Below are 18538 nucleotides of genomic sequence, written 5' to 3'. Positions count from 1 at the left end.
CGTCGCAGCGCTTTACAGATCGAGGTAGTAGGGGGTGGCATGCACGATGGGCGCCGCCCAGCGCTCGCGTCCGGCCAGCAGGCCAGCCTCGGCCAGGGCCAGGCGGATCAGCCCGGCATGGGCGATCAGGATGGCGCCCGCGGGCGCCTGCTGTTCCAGATGCGCATACACGCGCAGCCAGCGTTGTTTGAGTTCCAGCGCGTTCTCGCCGCCACCGGGCCGGTACTGCCAGATATCGGCCGCCCAGGCGTCGAGTTCGCTGCGGTCTATCGCCTCCCAGGGCTGGCCTTCCCAGCGGCCGAAGTCGAGTTCGCGCAAATCTGCCAGCACGGTGGGCCGCGCATGCAGGCGGCGCGCCAGTGCCAGGCAGCGGCGTAGCGGGCTGCTGAAGACGGGCAGGGCGGGCAGTTGCGTGCGCAATTGCGCGGCGGCGCTGGCCAGTTCGGCCGCAGCCACCGGCAGGTCGAGCCGGCCATAGCAGCGCCCGGCGCCGGCCAGGCAAGGCGGGTGGCGCACTAGGATCAGGCGCATGGCTGGCCGCGCTGGGGCAGGAAGCAGGGCTGGCCGGTGATCAGGCCGCGCTGCACCGGGTGGCGGTAGAGCGCGCTCAGATTGGCCTCGTTCAGCACCTCGTCCACCGGGCCGGCCTGCCAGCGCCCATCGCCATACAAGAGCAGCACATGGCTGGCAAAGCCGATCGCATGGTTGGGGTCATGGCTGACCATGATTAGCGCACGGCCCGCCGCGGCCTCTTCGGCCAGCACATCGAGCGCCTGCTGCTGGTGGCGCAGATCGAGCTGGGACAGCGGTTCATCCAGCAGCAGCAGGGCAGCCTGCTGGGTCAGACTGGCCGCAAGGCCGGCACGGCGTCGCTCGCCGCCCGACAGGGTGGCCAGGTCGCGCCCGGCCAGGTCCAGGAGGTCGAGGCGCGCCAGCTGCGCCTCGGCCAAGGCCACATCGGCCGCGCTTTCCCAGTCCCAGCGGCCCAGGTGCGGGTGGCGGCCAGTCAGCGCCTTTTCGCGCACGCTCAGTGGAAACGGGCAGTCATCGTGCTGATTGAGCCAGGCCAGCTGGCGCGCGCGTTCACGCGCCGGCCAATCGCCCAGCGCACGCCCGGCTAGCTCCACGCGGCCGGGGCAGGCTAGCCAGCCGGCCAGCGCGGCCAGGAGTGTGCTCTTGCCGCTACCGTTCTCGCCCAGCACCAGCCAGCGCTGGCCAGCCTGCACGGTGAACCGCAGGTCGGCGCATAAGAGGCGGCCACCTTGGCGCAGCGCCAGATCGTGGACCTGCAGCAGCGCGCTCATCGGCGTACTCCGCGCTGCTGCAGCAGCCACAGGAATACCGGCACGCCGGCCAGTGCGGTCACCACCCCTACCGGCAGCTGCTGCGGTGCGATCAGTGTGCGGCCGACCAGATCGGCCGCCAGCAACAGGCAGCCACCGCCGAGCGCCGCGGCCGGTAGCAAGAGGCGTACATCCTGGCCAAGCAAGAGGCGCAAGGCATGCGGCACGATCAGGCCGATAAAGCCGATCATGCCGGCCGTGGTCACCGCCACCGCGGTGGCGGCCGCCGAGCTGAAATAGAGCAGCCATTGCAGCAGACGCGTGCGCCCACCGAGCGCATGGGCGGCTTGCTGGCCGTGGCTGAGCAGATTCAGCTCGCGTGCAAACGGCCACAGCAGTACCGCCAGCAGCACCAGGCTGAACAGCGGCAGGTGCCAGTCTGCACCCGATAGATCGCCGAGCATCCAGAACACCATGCCGCGTAACAGGCCTTCGGGCGCGATGGCCAGCAGCAGCGAGCTGAGCGCGCCGGTAAAAGAGGTGACGGCAATGCCGGTCAGTAAGAGACGTGCCTGCTGGCTGGAATGGTCATGGCGCGCCAGACCGAACACCAGCAGCGTGCTGAGCAGTGCACCGAGGCCGGCCGACAGCGACACCAGCGCCGTGCCACCGCTGAGCAGCAGGGCAGTCAGCGCGCCGACGCTGGCGCCGCCCGAGGTGCCGAGCACATAGGGTTCGGCCAGCGGATTGCGCAGCAGGATCTGCTGGGCGAGGCCGGCCACGGCCAGGAGGCCACCCACCGCGAGCGCGGCCAGGCTGCGCGGCAGGCGTAGCTGCAGCACCACATCGCGCGCCAGCAGCGCATCGGGCGTGTTCTGCCACAGCTGCCAGGGTCGGTAGGCGGTGCTGCCAAGGCAGAGGCTGGCAGTCAGCAGCGCGAGTGCCAGCACCAGCAAAAGCGCAAGCAGGCCGATCAGGCGCGTGCGGGTCAGCGGGGCTGCGCTCACTGGCGTGCTTTCTCCACCGCCGCGCACAGCGCCTCGGCACCGTCCACTAGGCGTGGGCCCATGCGGCTGAGCAGATCGGGCGGCAGCATATACAGCTGCTTATTGGCCACCGCCGCCATGCGCGGGAAGCGCTCCCAGCGGGTCAGCCAGCTGTTCTTGGCGGTGCTGTCGCCGCTAGTGGCGATCAGTTCCGGGTTGGCGGCCAGCACGGCTTCCTCATCGATGGTGGGTGCGCGTGCGGGCAGGCTGGCAAACACATTGACCGCGCCACACAGGCGCATAGCGTCGGTGATCACCTGCTCGCCATTGATGGTCATCAAGGGTCTATCCCACACCTGGTAGAACACGCGCACCGGCTTCTTGCCCGCATGCTGGCGCGCCAGGGTGGCCGCACGTTCGCGCAGGCCCTGGGCTGCGCTGCGCGCCTGTGCGTCGAGACCAGCTAGCACGCCTAGCCGCTCCAGCACGCCTGGGATATCAGCCAAGCGCTGCGGATCGTCGTAGAACAGCGGGATGCCGAGCTTTTCCAGCTGGGCGAGCTGACGCGCCGGGTTACCGCTCGGCCAGGCCACGATCAGATCGGGCTTCAGCGCGCGGATCTGTTCGAGGTCGAAGCTGTTATAGCTGCCCACCTGGGGCAGGCGGCGCGCTTCGGCCGGGTAGTCGCTGAAGCTGGTGGCGCCGACGATGCGGCTGCCGGCGCCAATCGCGAACAGGTTCTCGGTCAGGTGCGGGGCCAGGCTGATGATGCGCTGGGCCGGCTGAGCCAGCGTCACGGTGCGGCCCTTGTCGTCCTTCACGCTGACGGCCGCCATGGCCGGAGCCATCAGGGCGGCAGCCAGTAAGGCGCAGACGAGGCGGCTTACCATTCGACCCCCTTCTGGGCGCGGATTCCGGCGTTGTAGGCATGCTTGTCGTTTTCGATCACCGATACGGTGTCGGCAATCTCCAGCAACTCCTTGGCGGCGGCGCGCCCGGTAACCACCACATGTTGCATATCGGGGCGCGATTCGAGATCGGCCAGCACGCGCGCCTTGTCGAGGTAGCCATAGCTGAGGCAATAGGTGAGCTCGTCCAGCACCACCAGCTCGTAAGCGGGGTCGGCCAGCATCCGGCTGGCAATCGCCCAAGCTTCCTCGGCCTTGCGCGTGTCGCCTTCACGATTCTGGGTGTCCCAGGTAAAGCCATCGCCCATCACATGCCATTCGCAATGGCGGCCCAAAAGCGCTTCCTCGCCGGTATCGGTGCGGCTCTTGATGAACTGCACCACGCCCACCTTCATGCCATGCCCAATCGCACGCGCCACCATGCCAAAGGCCGAGGACGATTTGCCCTTGCCATTGCCGGTCAGCACCAGCAACACGCCGGTGTCGAGATTGGCTTCGGCGATGCGGCTGTCGATCAGCGCCTTCTTGCGCGCCATACGGGCGGCGTGGCGGGCATTGCGTTCTTCATCCAGAGTCATCGTGCATCCTTGTTCAGCGTATGGGCCGCGGCCTTTAGGCGCGCGGCAAACAGATCGAATTGCTCGGGCTGGGGCAGCCCAAAGCGTAGCCCGGCTGGCGCGGCAAAATAACGGCACCACAGCCGCTGCTGCGCCAAGGCCGCATGCCATAGCGCAGCCTGTGGGTGTGGACACCAATGTAGCAGCGCCTGCTGGCCTGCTACCACCAGGCCTACTTCGTTCAGCAAGCTGCTGAGCTTTTGGCTGGCCTGCGCCAGCCTGTAGCGCTGGGCGGTCTGCCAGGCGCGGTCGCGAAGCGCCATCTCGCCCGCCCACTGTGCGGGTGCGCTGACCGACCACGGCCCGAGGCGAAGTGCCAGCGCATCCAGCAGCGCCGGAGCCGCTGCCACAAAGCCCAGCCGCACACCGGCCAGGCCAAAGAACTTGCCCAGTGAGCGCAGCACGATCAGGCCCTCTGGCAGTCGTGCAGCGAGCAGGCTGTCGGCTGGTGCCGCATCGGCAAAGGCCTCGTCCACTACCAGCCAGCCACCGCGTGTCGCCAGCTGACCATGCCAGTCGCGCAGGCGCGCCGTATCGATCAGCGCCCCGGTCGGGTTGTTTGGGTTGACGACTACCAGCACATCCAGCTCGGGCAGCGCAGCGTCGATCTGCTCGGCGGCCAGCGTCCGCAGCGGGTGACCGTGCTGCTGCCACTGCCAGGCATGCTCGGCATAGCTGGGCGAGAGCACACCGACCCGGCATGGCGCGCGCAGCTGCGGCAGCAGGGCAATCGCCGCCTGGCTGCCTGGCACGGCCAGCAGCGTGTCACAGCCATAGTAGTCGCGCGCGGCGGCCAAGAGGGCGGCATCCTGTTCGGGTAGGCGCTGCCAGATGCTGGCAGGCACGGGCGGCAGCGGATAGGGCTCGGGGGCGATGCCGCTCGAGCAATCGAGCCAGTCGGCGCGCTCGCCGCCATATTCGGCCATCGCGCGCAGCAGATCGCCGCCGTGGCGAGGTGGGCTCAGGACCAGCACAGGCGCAAGCCCCCGAGCAGGCCGAGTACGAGCAACCAGAGCAGCAGCGTGCGGCGTAGCAGCTGCACGCCACGCATCAGATCCGCCGCGGTGGCCTTATGGCCCTGACCGAGCAGTGGCCGTGTTTCCCACTGCCCGTGGTAGCAGGCCGGCCCGCCCAGCTGTACGCCCAGCGCCCCGGCACCGGCTGCCATGACCGGGCCGGCGTTCGGGCTATCCCACAGCGGGGCTTGCCTACGCCAGCTGTGCAGGGCGCTGCGGCGGTGGCCAAGCAGCGCATAGCTGAGCGCAGTCAGCCGCGCCGGCAGCCAGCACAGCACATCGTCGGCACGCGCGGCCACACGGCCAAACTGCAGAAAGCGCGCGCTACGGTAGCCCCACATCGCGTCAAGGGTATTGGCCAGTCGGTGCAGCAGCACGCCTGGCCCGCCCAGCAGGGCAAACCAGCACAGGCTGGCAAAGATCGCATCGGCGCCGTTCTCGAGTGCCGATTCCAGCCCGGCTGCGGCAATGCCGTCCGCCTCCAGCGTGCTGCAGTCACGGCTGACAATGCGCGCCACGGCCGCGCGTGCGGTGGCCAGATCGCCCGCTGCCAGGGGTGTGGCAATGGCGGCGATATGTGTAAACAGGCTGCGCGCGCCGAGCGCAAACCACAGTGCCAGGCCATCGGCCAGCCACTGCAGCGCGTCGGGCAGCAGGCTGCGCAGCGCGATGAACAGTGCCACGCCACCGAGCACCAGCCCGCACCAGGCCAGCAGGCCGCGCGCGATGCGTGCCCGGCCACGGTTCAAGCTGGCTTCCAGGCCCTGGGCCAGCCGGCCGAAGCCGACCAGCGCATGCCAGCGGCGCGGCTCGCCCAGCAGTGCCTCAAGCCCCAGGCCAAGCGCGAAGGCGGCCAGCCAGTGGCCGGGCGATAGTTCAAGCATCGCGCGTGCTGACCCCGGCGCTGGCGAAGGTCGCCATCTGGCCATGCAGCGCGCAAGCCAATTGCAGCAGCGGGTAGGCACTGGCCGCGCCACTGCCTTCACCCAGGCGCATGCCGAGCTGCAACAGCGGTCGGGCGTCGAGTTCGGCCAGCACGCGCACATGGGCGGGCTCGGCCGACTGGTGGCCGAAGATCAGCCAGTCGCGTACGCCGGCATGGAGCCGGCAGGCGGCCAGCGCGGCCACGCTGCTGATCAGACCATCGACCAGCACCGGCAGGCCGGCTTGGGCGGCGGCGATATAGGCGCCGCACAGCGCGGCAATTTCGAAGCCGCCTAGGGTGGTGAGCGCACCGAGCGGCGTATGACAGCGCGCGGCATGCAGCTGCAAAGCCTGGCTGAGCAGGCTGGCTTTGCGGATCACCCCGGCGGCATCCAGGCCGGTGCCGGGGCCGACCAGCTGCACGACCTCGGTATTCAGAAATATCGTCGCCAGCGCGCTGGCGCTGCTGGTATTGCCGATGCCCATCTCGCCGCCGATGAAGATATCGGCGCCATGGGCCAGTGCGCGCGCCACGGCAGCCTGGCCCACGGCCAGTGCGGCCAGGCATTGGTCTTCAGTCATGGCCGGCGCTTCAAGCAGATTGGCCGTACCCGGCGCCACCTTGGCCTGCACCACCTCGGGCAGCGCGGCAGTGCTGCTGAGTACGCCGACATCGACCACTTCGAAGGCCGCGCCAATCTGGCGCGCCAGCACGCAGATGGCTGCACCGCCGTGGGCGAAGTTGGCCACCATCTGCGCGGTCACCGCCTGCGGGTAGGCCGAGACGCCGGCCGCAGCGATACCGTGGTCAGCCGCGAAGATGCTGATCCACGGCCGTTGCAGCGTCGGGCACTCGCGCCCTTGCAGGCTGGCCAGTTGGAGGGCGATCTGCTCGAGCTCGCCCAGCGCACCGGCTGGCTTGGTCAGCTGGCTCTGGCGCTGTGTGGCGGCCGCCAGGGCGTCCTGGCTGGGGGCTTGGGTCGGCGCTTGCCACCAAGGGGAGGGCTGCATGGTGAAATCCTCAAGGACGTTTCAGGGCCAGGGGCAGGCCGGCCACGATCAGGGTGACGGCCGCGACTTGGGCGGCCAGATCCTGATGCAGGCGGCCGGCTTCGTCGCGAAACTGCCGCGCGAGCGGATTGTCCGGCACGATACCGCTGCCCACCTCATTGCTGATCAGATAGAGCTGGCCACGGAATTCGGCCACGGCCGCGAGCAGGTCGGCACGCGCGCGTGCCCAACCATCCGGGTCGGCACGGCACAGCCAGTTCGACAACCAGAGCGTCAGGCAGTCAATCACCACGAAGTCGGCCTGGCTGGCCCGCAAGGCGGCGCCCAGCTCCAGCGCCTCCTCGCAGGTCTGCCAGTGTGCGGGGCGCTCGGCGCGATGCTGGCGGATGCGCTCCGCCATTTCCGGGTCAAACGCTTCCGCGGTGGCGATCCAGTACACCGGCCCACCATGGGCTAGTGCGGCACGCAGCGCGTAGCCGCTCTTGCCGCTACGTGCACCGCCAATCAGCAGCTCTGTGCTCACTTGGGCTGCCAGTTCAGCGACAGCATGCCGTTGCGGCCCAGGCTGCCGTAGTCCTGCACCAGCGCATACTGCTTGTCGGCCAGATTGTTGATGCGGGCGGCCAGCTGCCAGTCGCGTGTGAGCTGCCAGCTTGCGCTCAGGTTGAGCAGGCCGTAGCCGGCCAGGCGGCTGGTATTGGCGGCATCGTTATAGCGTTTGCCCTGTGCCACCACTTCCAGGCGGGTTTCGAGGCTGCCTACGCGTAGGCCGCCATATAGCGCGCCCGATTGACGTGCGCGGCGCAGCAGCTGCTTGCCGTCGTTGTCACCGCCCGACACGTCCTTGGCATCCAGCCAATCCCAATGGCCGCCAGCCAGCCAGCCATTCGCCTGCCAGTCCAGCGCCAGCGTGCTGCCGCTGAGCTGGGCGCGGCCGATATTGGCCGGTTTCCAGGTCCAGGAGCCGGGCGCGATCGGCGCCCAGGCAATCAGATTGCGCACGGTGTTGCGGTACACGGTGAAGCTGACTTGCAGCGGCTTGCTGCGATAGCGCAGGAAGGCCTCGCGGTTGAAGGACTTCTCCGCCTGTAGATCGGGGCTTTCCGCGCCCGGCCAGTACAGATCGTTGAACGATGGCGCGCGAAAACCGGTGCCCAGATTGCTGCCCAGCTGCCAATCGGGCAGGAAGGACCAGCTGGCGCCGAGTTGGCCGCTCAGATGCTCGCCAAACTGCGAGTTATTGTCCTGGCGCAGATTGATCTGCCCGCGCAGCGTGTCCTGGGTGAGCAGGTAGCCGGCCAACAGGCTGTTGATGCGGCGCTTGCGCACCGCATAGTCGGTTTCGCCGCTCACCGTCTGTTCGAGCGTTTCCGCACCCAGCGTGGCAGTGCCGCCGCCAAGGGCAATATCGTTCTGCCAGCTGAACGACTGCTGGCGGGTGTTGATGCTGGTCGGCGCATCGCGCAGATCGGTGGCCGACAGCGGTGTGAAACTGCGGCTCTCGTCACGGCTATTGCCAGCCTTGAACTCTGCCTGCCAGTCGGGGCTGAACTGCGCGCGCGCCCACAGCGCACCGCTGGTCTGGGTGCTCTTGTCGCGGTAGTCGTAGGACTGCGCCACGCTATTCCAGTTGGCATCGCTGACATAGCTGTCGTAGGCGCTTTCGGTACGCGCGTAGAGCAGATTGCCACCCAGCTCCAGGCTTTCCACCAGCTGGTGGCTGAGCGCGGCGCTCAGGCTGCTGTTCTGGTAGCCATCGCGGTCAGCGTAATAGCCGGGGTTGGCCGGGTTGGCGATGCTGCTCACCCCATCGGTGTAGCTGTGCGCAAGGCCGAGTGCATAGCGGGTCTTGCCACTCTGGCCTGCCAGGCGGCCGCTGGCCTGGTACTGACCGTCGCTGCCGGCACCGAGGCTGAGGCTGGGCTGGCTAGTGTTTTGACCCCGGCGGGTGAACACTTGGACCACGCCACCAATCGCATCCGAGCCGTACAGGCTGGCGGCCGCACCGCGCAGGATTTCCACCCGCTCGATCTGGTCAACCGGCAGGTTCTGCAAGGAGGGGCTGCCCAGGGTGGCGGAACCCCAGCGCACGCCGTCGATCAAGACGATGGTGTGACCGGCATTGCTGCCGCGCAGGAACAGGCTGCTGGCCTTGCCGGGGCCGCCATTGCTGGTGAATTGCACGCCGGCCTGCTGTTGCAGCACATCAGCGAGGCTCTGGCCGCGGAAACGTTCGAGCGTGGCGCGTTCGATCAGAGTCAGGTCACCCAGCACATCGGCCTGCGACTGTGCGAGGCGGGCGGCGGTGACGACGATGCTATCGGCGGCGATAGGCGGGGTGGCGGCAAAACCAGGCAGGCTGGCGACGAGCAGGGGTAGGGCAAGGGTAGGGCGGAACAAAGCGTGGGGTCTCCTGAACCACGCTCGCGGGGCTGCGAGCTAGCTGGCGACAGGAGACAAGCCAGGCGACAGGCAGGCAGCCGCAGGCCACCTCGCTAGCCGCTGCGTGCACCCTGCCGCGCGTCGAATGATTACCGCCTGGCGCAAGGGCGCAGGCGGCACAACAAGGCCGGTATCCGGGCTCACAAGACTTGATGTAGCGCCTTCCCATGACCGAGGTCACAGTGGCTCGATAGCTACACCCACACTTGCTTACCGTTGCAGGGACAGCACAGGCTTCTCACCTGTTTCCCGTTTAACTGATGGCCAGACATGGCCGCCAGCACCTTGAGGCCGCGCATTCTATCAGCTGGCACTGATGCGCGCGCGGCGCCCGACGGGCGTGTCGCGGCAGGGGCGAGTTCCCGCATAATGGCGGCCATATCGCATTCGCCTGCCAGTCGGGCCAGAAAGGACCACCGCCATGCAGATCAAACGTGCCATCGAAGTGTGGGAGAAGGGCATGGACGGCGCCTTCGTCGCTACCTGGCCAGTGGCCGATACGATCTCGCCGGTCTTTCTGCTCCAGCTGTTTGCGGCCGAGCAGCAAAGGCCCGACCCCGACATGCTGCTTGGCTACTTCCTCAGCCCCGATAAGCTTGCTGCCCTGCAGCCCTATGTGGCCGAACAGCTCGATGCCAGCCGCTACGATTTCATCCTGACCGCCTTCGGCCTACCCAGCCAGCGCGCCCAGGATGCGGCGGATGCGCAGGAGTCCCCGCCCTTTGATTGACGTGCCTGGTGCTAGCAGAAAAACAAAACGCCCCGTTGCCGGGGCGTTTTGTTTGGCGGGTACCGATCAGGCGATCGGCATTTCCTCACCAGTGAACTTGCGGATGTGCTCGAGCAGCTCGTCTTCCTGATAAGGCTTACCCAGGAAGGCGTTCACGCCCAGTTCAAACGCGTAGTTCTTATGCTTATCGGCAGTACGCGAGGTGATCATGATGATCGGGATATCGCGCGTGTCGGCGTTGGCGCGCAGATTGCGCGTCAGTTCGAAGCCGTCCATACGCGGCATTTCCACGTCCAGCAGCATCACAGCCGGGCGGATGTCCTGCAGCTTCTGCAGCGCATCCACGCCGTCCTTGGCGGTTTCCACCTGATAGCCTTCGCGGGCCAGCAGACGGCCGGTGATCTTACGCACGGTGAGCGAATCGTCGACCACCATCACCACCGGGGCGACCTGCAGCTGCTCTTCCGGCAGCGGCGCGCTGGCGGCCATGGCGGCATCGAAGTCGGCCACCGGCGCGTCGGCACGGCGCTGCAGCAGGGCCAGCGGGTTGAGCAGCAGCACGATTTCACCATTACCGAGCACCGTGGCACCGGCCACACCGGCCACGCGCACCAGCTGTGGACCGATGTTCTTCACCACCACTTCCTGGTTCTTCACCAGTTCGTCGACGTGGATGGCGATGCGGCTGACACCGGAGCGCAGCAACATGATGGTGTTGTAACGCTTCTGCTCGGGCTGGCTGTCGTAGTCGCCCAGGAGGCGTGGCAGGTAGTGGAACGGGTATTGATTGCCCATCCACTCGAGCTGATGGCGTTGATAGAGCTGATGCAGCGGCTCCATCTTCAGTTCCTGCACCTGCTCGACCATCACCGAGGGGATGGCGAACAGCTTACCGGCCACCTTGATCAGCACGGCCTGGGTAACGGCCAGGGTCAGCGGCAGGTGAATCGTGAAGGTGGTACCGCGACCGGCTTCGGATGACACTTCCACCCGACCGCCGAGGTCTTCCAGCTCGCTCTTCACCACGTCCATGCCAATGCCGCGTCCGGACAGCTGGGTGACTTGGTTGGCGGTGGAGAAGCCGGCTTCGAAGATTAGCGCCATGATCTGCGCGTCGGTGTAATCCCCGCCGGCTTCGATCAGGCCCTGCTCGAGGCCCTTCTGACGGATGCGCTCCAGATTCAGGCCGGCGCCGTCGTCGCGCAGTACCAGCACCAGTTCATTACCTTCCTGGCGGGCTTCCACGACGATTTCGCCGAATTCATTCTTGCCGGCGGCCAGGCGCACCTCGGTGCTTTCCAGGCCATGGTCAATACCGTTACGCAGCATGTGCTCGAACGGCGACACCATCTTTTCCAGCACCGAACGGTCGATTTCTACCCGACCGCCCTTGATTTCCAGGTTGACCTTCTTGCCGGTTTCCTTGCCGGTCTGGCGCACCACGCGGTACAGACGCTCGGACACCGAGGAGAAGGGCACCATGCGCACGCGCATCAGTTCCTGCTGCAGATCACGCGTCATGCGTGCCTGCTGCACTAGAGCGGCACTCGACTCGTCCAGGTTCTTCAACAGGTTGTGCTGCACGGTGGCCACGTCGTTCACGCTCTCGGCCATGAAGCGGGTCAGTTCCTGCAGGCGCGAGAAGCGGTCGAACTCAAGCGGGTCGAAGTCCGGCAGATCGCTGGCCTGGGCCATGCGCGACTGCATTTGCGACTCGGCCTGGATCTCGATCTCGCGCAGCTGGCCGCGCAGACGGCCGACGTTATCGGTCAGGTCGAGCAGCGAGCGCTTGAGCGCCAGCATTTCCGATTCGATCCGCGTACGCGAGATCGACACCTCGCCAGCCTGGTTCACCAGACGGTCGACCAGGTCGGCGCGGACACGCACCGTGCTCTTGCCGGCTTCCGGATCGGACAGGCCGAGTGCCTGTGCCTGTGCCTGTGCCGGTGCAGTGCGGGCCGCTGCGACTGGCGCGGCGCCCGGCGTGGCGACGGCCTGCGGCAACACTACTGCATCGGCAGGTAGCGCTTCATCTAGCTCATCCGTGGCCGGCTCGCCATTGATCAGGCGGTCCTGCAGCAGGGTGATGGTGTCGAGGTCGGCTTCCAGCTCGTCGAGCAAGGCCGGTACCACGGCCTCACCGGCGTTGAGCAGGCGGGTTTCCATATTGTGGGTGGCTTCACCCAGACGCATCGCACCGGCCATGCGCGCGCTGCCCTTGAGCGTGTGTAGCACACGCTTGAGCGATTCGAGCGCCTCGTGGCGGGTCGATTCCTCGCCCAGGGCACGTAGCTCGGCCGATACCTGAGGCAGCAGTTCCTGCGCTTCTTCGATGAAGATAGGCAGCAGCTGCTCGTCCAACTCGTCCAGTACGGTGATCTCTGCCAGGCGATCGCCACCACCCAATGCAGCCACGCTGCCGACGCCATCGGGCTCGGCTGCCGTGCTGCTGGGCAGATCGATTTCGACAGGGGCCAGTTCGACGGCCGGCATTTCGATTACATCTTGTGCGACGGCTTCCAGCTCGGCTTCGACCGGCGTCGCATGCTCGACGATCAGTGCCTCGTCCACCTGGGCGAGCGGGATCTCGCTCAGCGCATCCTCGAGCGACTCTGGCGGCGCCATCACCTCCACCAAGTCATCCAGCACCAGTGGCGCGGCTTCTTCGGTGGCGGAGACGCTGTCCGCGACCGCGGTCAGTTCAAGCGGCAGGTCGGTATCGAACAGCAGATCAGCATCCGTCTCTGCTTCGGGCAGGCTGACTTCCGCTACTTCGATCGCTTCGATCGTCTCGAATGCCTGCGGTGCCGTGACGGCCTGCTCGAGCGCATCGTCGGCCTCGCTGATTGCGGGAAGGTCAACCGGTAGGTTCAGGTCGAGATCGACCTCGGCTGCAGTCTGTTCAATATCAAGCGGTGCCGGGGCGGCAGCGATCGTCTCGGTCTGCGGCTCGGCTGCGACATCGGCATCCAGGGCCACATCATCGAGTTCGATATCCAGGCTCAAGCCATCCAGATCGGGTAGATCGGCGGCTGGCGCTTCGACCTCGACCGGCACAGGTGCCACGGCCAGTGGCTCGCTGATCAGGTCGATTTGAGCCTCGGACTGCACGCTCGGCGCGGCATCGCTGGCCATCAGGCTGTCGAAGTCCAGATCCAGCGGCGCTGCGCTATCGAGCTCCAGCGTCAGTTCTTCGCCAGCGGCCGGCAGTTCGGCGTTAACCAGCTCATCCGGCAGATCAAGCTCCAGCGGGATATCCAGGCTAGGCAGCTCGGCCTCGCTCGCGGGTTCAGCTGGCAATTCGGTACTGATGGCTTCGGCCACGCTGGTCGGCGCCAGATCGGCGTCCTTCAGGCGGTTCGACACCACTTGTAGCATGGCAACGGTCTGCGCCTCTTCGCCCGGGGTTTCATAGCGGCTGATCTGGCCGAGCATCACGCCAACCTTGTCGATCGCCATCGACAGGGTGTCGTAATCGACCTGTACCGGGGCTACGCCAGCCTTCTGATAGGCGAGCAGCGCTTGCTCGATCGCATAACCGAGTTCGCCTAGGGCATGGAAGCCGGTGGTATTGGCAATGCCGCACAGAGTGTGGGCCGCATGCACAAAGGCCGCTTCGACCTCACCGCTGCTGTTGAAATCGATGAAGGCGTTGTTCAGCGTGGCGAAATGGCGATAAGCCTCGTCGAGGAAAATGCCGAACAACGACTTGGAGATACTGATCTCGCCAATCTGCAGATCGGCCGCTTCCGGCGTTGCCTCTGCGTGTGGCAGCGTCAGCGAGCCGGGCTCCAGCGCGATATCGCCCAGATCGAAGTCCAGGCTGTGCTCGTCCTCAGCGGCCGATGCTTCGACCGCGACTTCGGGCAGATCAAGCGCCAGTTCGATAGGGTCGGTTTCCAGTGCGCCAGCATCACCCTCCAGCACGGGCAATTCCGGCGGCGCGGCCTGATCGGCAGCGGGCTGCGCTTCAGTGGCGACCGCCACTGTCTCGCCAACAGCCGGCTCGTCCTGGTCGGCGCCGCTCTTCAGGCGCTCGGCCTCGGCGAACAGGGCGGCGGCATCCACCTGCGCGGTACCGCTGGCCTGTAGCTCGCCCACCCACTGGGTGAAGTGGGCCGAGGTGCTTTCCAGCAGGCGCAGCAAGGCCGGCGAGGCCTGCTTCTCATCCTGCAGCCATTTATTCATCACCTGCTCAATCGCCCAGGCGACTTCACCAAGCTGATTCAAGCCCACCATGCGACCACTGCCCTTGAGGGTGTGGAAGCCGCGGCGGATCACGGTCAGCGCATCCTTATTGCCGGCCTGCTCGCGCACGATGTCGACATGACTATTGATGGCAGCCAGTACCTCGACCGCCTCTTCCAGATAGACATCGAGCAATTCGGCATCCACGGCCGCTTCGCTGACCACCTGGCTGGCGGGAGCGGGTGCCGTGGTCGCCGGTGCGGCGATCGGCTTACCTTCTTCCACCTCCAGCGCCTCGACCCGTTCCTGGGCCTGGGCTTCCTGTTGGGCGGCGGCCGCTTCCTGGGCCTCGTCGACCACAGGCTGGGCCGGTTCGTGGCCAATCTTCTGCAACCACGGGGCGATCAGGCGGATGCGATCAGTCTCTTCGCGCTTGAGTGCGTCGATATAGAAGCCCAGGCTGGAGAAGGCCTCGGCCAGGAATTCCAGCTCATCGGGTGCGGCATCGTAGCCTTCGATCTGGCAGCGACGCACGATTTCGGCACCCGCATCCAGCAGGGCCAGGGCATCGCGCTCGTCCAGAATGGTCAGCGCACCGCGAATCTGCCGCAGCGGCGCATCGGTCTGCTGCAGTTCGCCACGCGTGCTGCTATCGCGGAAGAAGTCATCCAGTGTCTGTTCGATCTGGGCCAGATTGGTGAGGATCTCCTGGGCGACCTGCACCATCAGCAGGCGTTCCTGCGCGCGACGGGATACTTCGTCCAGCAGGCTGACATCGAGCTCGCCCGTGCTGCCATTGCGCAGACGTGCCTGCATGGCTTCGGACTGGGCAGGGAAGTCGTTCGAACGCTCGGGGAAGATCAGCAGGGCGTTTTCCAGCAGCAGCAGTGCCGTAGCCACTTCCAGAGCCAACGCTTCGCTCGGGGTCTTGTCCTGCTTGGTCAGCACATCGCTGAGCGCCTGCAACAGGCTGTCGAAACCACTCAGCTGGATCTGCGCGCTACGTCGGCTCAGGTCAGCCAGTTGTTGCTTGAAGCTCGGCAGGCGATCGGTGCCGCCGCTGCCCACGCGGGCCCAGTTGTCCTTCATCTGGGCCACCAGCTCACGCAGCTCGCGCACCAGCTGCAGCGTAGCCAGCTGCTGGGTGTCATCCTCGAGTGCGCCGGCAGGCAGCATCTCGGCCAGATTGAAGGCCTGACGTACGGCCGCGCATTGCGGGCTGCGGGTTTCCAGATGGGCAACCGTATACAGCACATCGCGGAACAGGCGCTCTGCCACCTTGCCGGCGCCTTCGTTCAGGCGCTTCAGTTGCTGGTTCAGGCGTGAGAACAGCTGCTTGAGGTCGATATCAAGCTGGGCGGTATTGTCCAGCGAGCCTTCCGCCAGAGCGGCCGCGGCCCACCAGAAGCTGCGCTGCAGGCTGCTGGACTGGCTGCGCGCCACGCCATACAGCGCTTGTGCCATCCAGGTGCCACTTTCCTTGCGCTCACCCTTGAGCCACTTGAGCAGGCCGGCTTCGAAGCGCGCGCGGGCTGCTTTCAAATAGGCAGCCTGTTCGGCATCGGCGCGCTTGGTGGCGCTCAGTTGAGGGGGCAGCTCGGCAGAGAGCGAGGGGAAGAATAGATCGGCGCCGCTGGACTGGCGCTCGCCGCGCTCGGCGCGCACGCGCCGGTAGGCCGGCAAGAGCTTGAGTGCCAGATCGGGCGAGCCATTGACCAAGGCTTCCAGGTATTGGCTCAGGCTGGTGGCGGCTTCGGCGATCAGGCCAAGCAGGGAGGCACTTGCCTCACCGCGCTCGACCGCACCAACCGCGACTTCCAGCTCTTCGGCAAAGCGGGCTGCGCCCGATAAGCCGACCATTTCCACCGCACCACGTACCTGGTGCAGATGGGTTTGTACAAATTTCAGTTCGGCTGCATCGGCCTTGGCAGCGTATTTGTCCAGGCACTGACGTGCCTTGTCCAAGGCCTGGTCAATTTCACCTTTGACCCATATCAGCGATCCCAGGTCGAATTCGGTGTGCGCGCTCATCAGTATTGTCGTTCCGCGAGAGGGCTAGATAGATAGCTGGCCACCTTGCTGCGAGAGACAAGGTGGCCGCGAGCGGATCAGAGCTTGAAGCCTGCGACCGAACCCTTCAGTTCGGCAGCCAGACCGGTCAGCTGACCAATCTGTACGGCAGTTTGCTTGGTGCCGGCGGTGGTCTGTTCGGTAATGCGCAGAATGTCCTGCATCGATACCGCCACCTTGTCGGCCAGTTGCTGCTGCGATTCGGTTGCGTGGGCAATGGTCTGAATCAGACCTGCCAGCTCGTTCGACACCTGACCGATCTCGTTCAGCGCTTGACCTGCGGCATCGGACAGCTTGGCACCTTCCACCACACCCTGGGTGGAGATTTCCATAGCGGCCACCGCATCATGGGTATCGGCCTGAATGGTCTTCACAATCGCACCGATCTGCTTGGTTGCTTCGCCCGAACGTTCAGCCAGACGCTGCACTTCTTCCGCCACCACCGTGAAGCCGCGACCGGCTTCACCGGCCGAGGCGGCCTGAATGGCGGCGTTCAGGGCCAGCACGTTGGTCTGCTCGGTAATGTCCGAAATCAGTTCCACGATTTCGGTAATTTCCTGCGAGCTTTCACCCAGACGCTTGATCCGCTTGGCGGTTTCCTGGATCTGTTCACGAATTTCATTCATGCCCTTGATCTGGTTCTGTACCGCCTCGGTACCTTTGTTAGCGGCTTCCAGCGACTGGCGCGCCACGCGGGCTGATTCAACCGTGGTACCGGACACCTCGTTAATCGAGCGGGTGATGTTCTGCACCACTTCGTTGGTGTCGATAATTTCTTCGGACTGGCGCTGGGCGGCTTGCAGCAGTTCGCCCGAAATTGCCTGGGCTTGCTGGGATGCGGCCGTCACCTGATCGGTGGCGCGGTTAATACCGATAATCAGGCTGCGCAGCTCGTCGATCGTGTAGTTCATCGAGTCGGCGATGGCGCCGGTCAGGTCTTCGGTCACCGAAGCGCGCACCGTCAAGTCACCGTCGGCGAGGTCGGACATTTCGTTCAGCAGGCGCAGAATGGCCTCCTGGTTACGCTTGTTTTCCGCTTCGATTTCGGCGCGACGACGTTGCGATTCGGCGTTGTACACGCGGATCAGACCGTAGAGGCCAGCAAAGGCCAGCGCGGCGAAGATGATTTCCAGGATGATGGACAACACACCGCTCGCCTGGCTTTCATAGGCTTCGGTCAGTGCCTTGGTGTCCTTCAGCAGGGTTTCGCTTTCCTTGTAAATGGTCTGGTTGGCCAGACGTGTGTTTACCAGGTTCTGCATATTGCGCGAGAAGGCGCCCACCACGGTCTCGAAGTCCTTGAACAGGTCGCGGATTTCAACCAGCTTTTCCTTCACTTCCGGATTGCTGGCGGCGGGGATGCGCAGCTCTTCGCTACCCTCGATCATGCCGGCCAGGGTGTCGCGGAAGGTGTTGGTGTCCTTACCCAGCAGGAACACCACTTCTGGGTTGATGATTTCACCGGCGAGCATGGCGTTGGCGTTCTTGGCCATACGCTGCGACAGCATCACCTGCTGGTTGGCCAGTTCCAGCTCGTGGCTGGAGGCATTGGCTTCGCCCAGCAGCGACACCAGCTGCTGGGTCAGTTCCAGCAGCTTGGCATCGTTGCGGTTAATTTCGCTCACGTTCTGGGTCACCGACACCAGGGTTTCGCGTTGCTTGAGGATGGTCTCAACCGTCGGCTTCTTCTGGTTCGGCCGGAAGTTGGTGTCCCAGTTCTGCTTGATCTTGGCGAGGATTTCCGCCGCCTGGCCCTTGGAGGCCGGCAGGCCATCGCCGCCGCTGACTAGACGGGTCAGGTCGGTATCGAACTGGGTATAGGCTTCGCTGAGCAGCGGGAAGGCTTCGGCATTACCCTGGATAGCCTGGGCGGACGAACGTGCCATCCGCTGCGAGAGCATCTGCATTTCTGTCGAGGTGGCACGGTAGGCCGCATCGTGGCCGGATGAGCGCACCATCATGAAAGTAGTGATCGCGAACAGGGCGATAAAGATCAGCATGGTGTACAGGCAGATCTCGATCTGACGCCGCGCGGGCAGATGACCAATCAGCGGCAGTGGCCGGCTGGCGCCGCCTTCGGTCTGCGGGCGGATACGGTCGAGGATCGACACCGTGCGCAATGGGTCATAGGCCTTGTCGGCCTTGCCATCATCTGCAGACGGCTTCATCTTCAGCTTGCTAAGCAGGGAACTTGCCAGGCTGCTTTGCGTGGGCGCGGACGCACCGTCGCTCGCTTCTGCGGCTTGTTCCTTGCTGCGCGATTTCAGTTTGTCCAACAGCGCCATGTTCGAAAATCTCCCTGTTGCTATTTTTCGGGCCGGGCAGGCCCACTACCGCATGTTTTAAATCGATTCAGTGCTTGT

At 65.4% G+C, this 18538-nt stretch carries 13 protein-coding genes and 1 riboswitch; of the genes, 1 reads left to right on the top strand and 12 read right to left on the bottom strand.

What is annotated here, in order from left to right; all coding sequences use genetic code 11:
* Positions 1 to 12: 12 nt before the first annotated feature.
* Genes BT173_RS14805 through BT173_RS14760 form a run of 10 tightly spaced genes read right to left on the bottom strand, consistent with a single transcriptional unit; the run spans position 13 to position 9145 of the window.
* Positions 13 to 531, bottom strand: a complete 519-nt coding sequence (locus tag BT173_RS14805; RefSeq protein ID WP_072429444.1) for a histidine phosphatase family protein — start codon at positions 529 to 531, stop codon at positions 13 to 15.
* The gene (locus tag BT173_RS14800) at positions 522 to 1304 is read right to left on the bottom strand and encodes an ABC transporter ATP-binding protein (protein ID WP_072429443.1); all 783 of its coding nucleotides are present in this window, start codon (positions 1302 to 1304) and stop codon (positions 522 to 524) included. The genes BT173_RS14805 and BT173_RS14800 overlap by 10 nt, the downstream gene beginning before the upstream one ends.
* Complete coding sequence (locus BT173_RS14795) at positions 1301 to 2290, bottom strand: FecCD family ABC transporter permease (protein ID WP_245794189.1); 990 nt, start codon at positions 2288 to 2290, stop codon at positions 1301 to 1303. The genes BT173_RS14800 and BT173_RS14795 overlap by 4 nt, the downstream gene beginning before the upstream one ends.
* Positions 2287 to 3159, bottom strand: a complete 873-nt coding sequence (locus tag BT173_RS14790) for a cobalamin-binding protein (protein ID WP_072429442.1) — start codon at positions 3157 to 3159, stop codon at positions 2287 to 2289. The genes BT173_RS14795 and BT173_RS14790 overlap by 4 nt, the downstream gene beginning before the upstream one ends.
* A complete protein-coding gene (cobO, locus tag BT173_RS14785) occupies positions 3153 to 3755 on the bottom strand; it encodes a cob(I)yrinic acid a,c-diamide adenosyltransferase (RefSeq protein WP_072429441.1) in 603 nt (200 codons plus the stop codon). Before cobO ends, BT173_RS14790 begins: the two co-directional genes overlap by 7 nt.
* Positions 3752 to 4768: a threonine-phosphate decarboxylase CobD gene (cobD, locus tag BT173_RS14780; RefSeq protein WP_245794188.1), complete on the bottom strand. Its 1017-nt coding sequence runs from the start codon at positions 4766 to 4768 to the stop codon at positions 3752 to 3754. The genes cobO and cobD overlap by 4 nt, the downstream gene beginning before the upstream one ends.
* The gene (cbiB, locus tag BT173_RS14775) at positions 4756 to 5694 is read right to left on the bottom strand and encodes an adenosylcobinamide-phosphate synthase CbiB (RefSeq protein WP_072429440.1); all 939 of its coding nucleotides are present in this window, start codon (positions 5692 to 5694) and stop codon (positions 4756 to 4758) included. The genes cobD and cbiB overlap by 13 nt, the downstream gene beginning before the upstream one ends.
* Positions 5687 to 6745, bottom strand: a complete 1059-nt coding sequence (cobT, locus tag BT173_RS14770) for a nicotinate-nucleotide--dimethylbenzimidazole phosphoribosyltransferase (RefSeq protein ID WP_072429439.1) — start codon at positions 6743 to 6745, stop codon at positions 5687 to 5689. The genes cbiB and cobT overlap by 8 nt, the downstream gene beginning before the upstream one ends.
* Before the next feature lie 10 nt (positions 6746 to 6755).
* Positions 6756 to 7268 (bottom strand): bifunctional adenosylcobinamide kinase/adenosylcobinamide-phosphate guanylyltransferase, encoded by a 513-nt coding sequence (gene cobU, locus BT173_RS14765; RefSeq protein ID WP_072429438.1) that lies wholly within the window; start codon positions 7266 to 7268, stop codon positions 6756 to 6758.
* Positions 7265 to 9145, bottom strand: coding sequence for a TonB-dependent receptor plug domain-containing protein (locus BT173_RS14760; RefSeq protein WP_072429437.1), 1881 nt, complete (start codon positions 9143 to 9145; stop codon positions 7265 to 7267). Before BT173_RS14760 ends, cobU begins: the two co-directional genes overlap by 4 nt.
* A gap of 150 nt (positions 9146 to 9295) precedes the next feature.
* Positions 9296 to 9490, bottom strand: a riboswitch (cobalamin riboswitch).
* Between the two features lie 118 nt (positions 9491 to 9608).
* Between BT173_RS14760 and BT173_RS14755 the strand changes: the two genes are divergently transcribed.
* Positions 9609 to 9917, top strand: coding sequence for a hypothetical protein (locus BT173_RS14755; protein ID WP_072429436.1), 309 nt, complete (start codon positions 9609 to 9611; stop codon positions 9915 to 9917).
* Between the two features lie 66 nt (positions 9918 to 9983).
* Here the strand turns inward: BT173_RS14755 and BT173_RS14750 are convergent, their stop codons facing one another.
* Together BT173_RS14750 and BT173_RS14745 are read right to left on the bottom strand one after the other, a co-directional pair.
* Positions 9984 to 16136 (bottom strand): Hpt domain-containing protein, encoded by a 6153-nt coding sequence (locus BT173_RS14750; RefSeq protein WP_072429435.1) that lies wholly within the window; start codon positions 16134 to 16136, stop codon positions 9984 to 9986.
* A gap of 77 nt (positions 16137 to 16213) precedes the next feature.
* The gene (locus tag BT173_RS14745) at positions 16214 to 18460 is read right to left on the bottom strand and encodes a methyl-accepting chemotaxis protein (RefSeq protein ID WP_217651483.1); all 2247 of its coding nucleotides are present in this window, start codon (positions 18458 to 18460) and stop codon (positions 16214 to 16216) included.
* Positions 18461 to 18538 lie beyond the last annotated feature (78 nt).

The organism is Chitinimonas taiwanensis DSM 18899 (genome assembly GCF_900119825.1).
Classification (GTDB): domain Bacteria; phylum Pseudomonadota; class Gammaproteobacteria; order Burkholderiales; family Chitinimonadaceae; genus Chitinimonas; species Chitinimonas taiwanensis.
The sequence above is the reverse complement of the archived record's forward strand: the minus strand, read 5'-3'. Positions and strand labels throughout refer to the sequence as shown.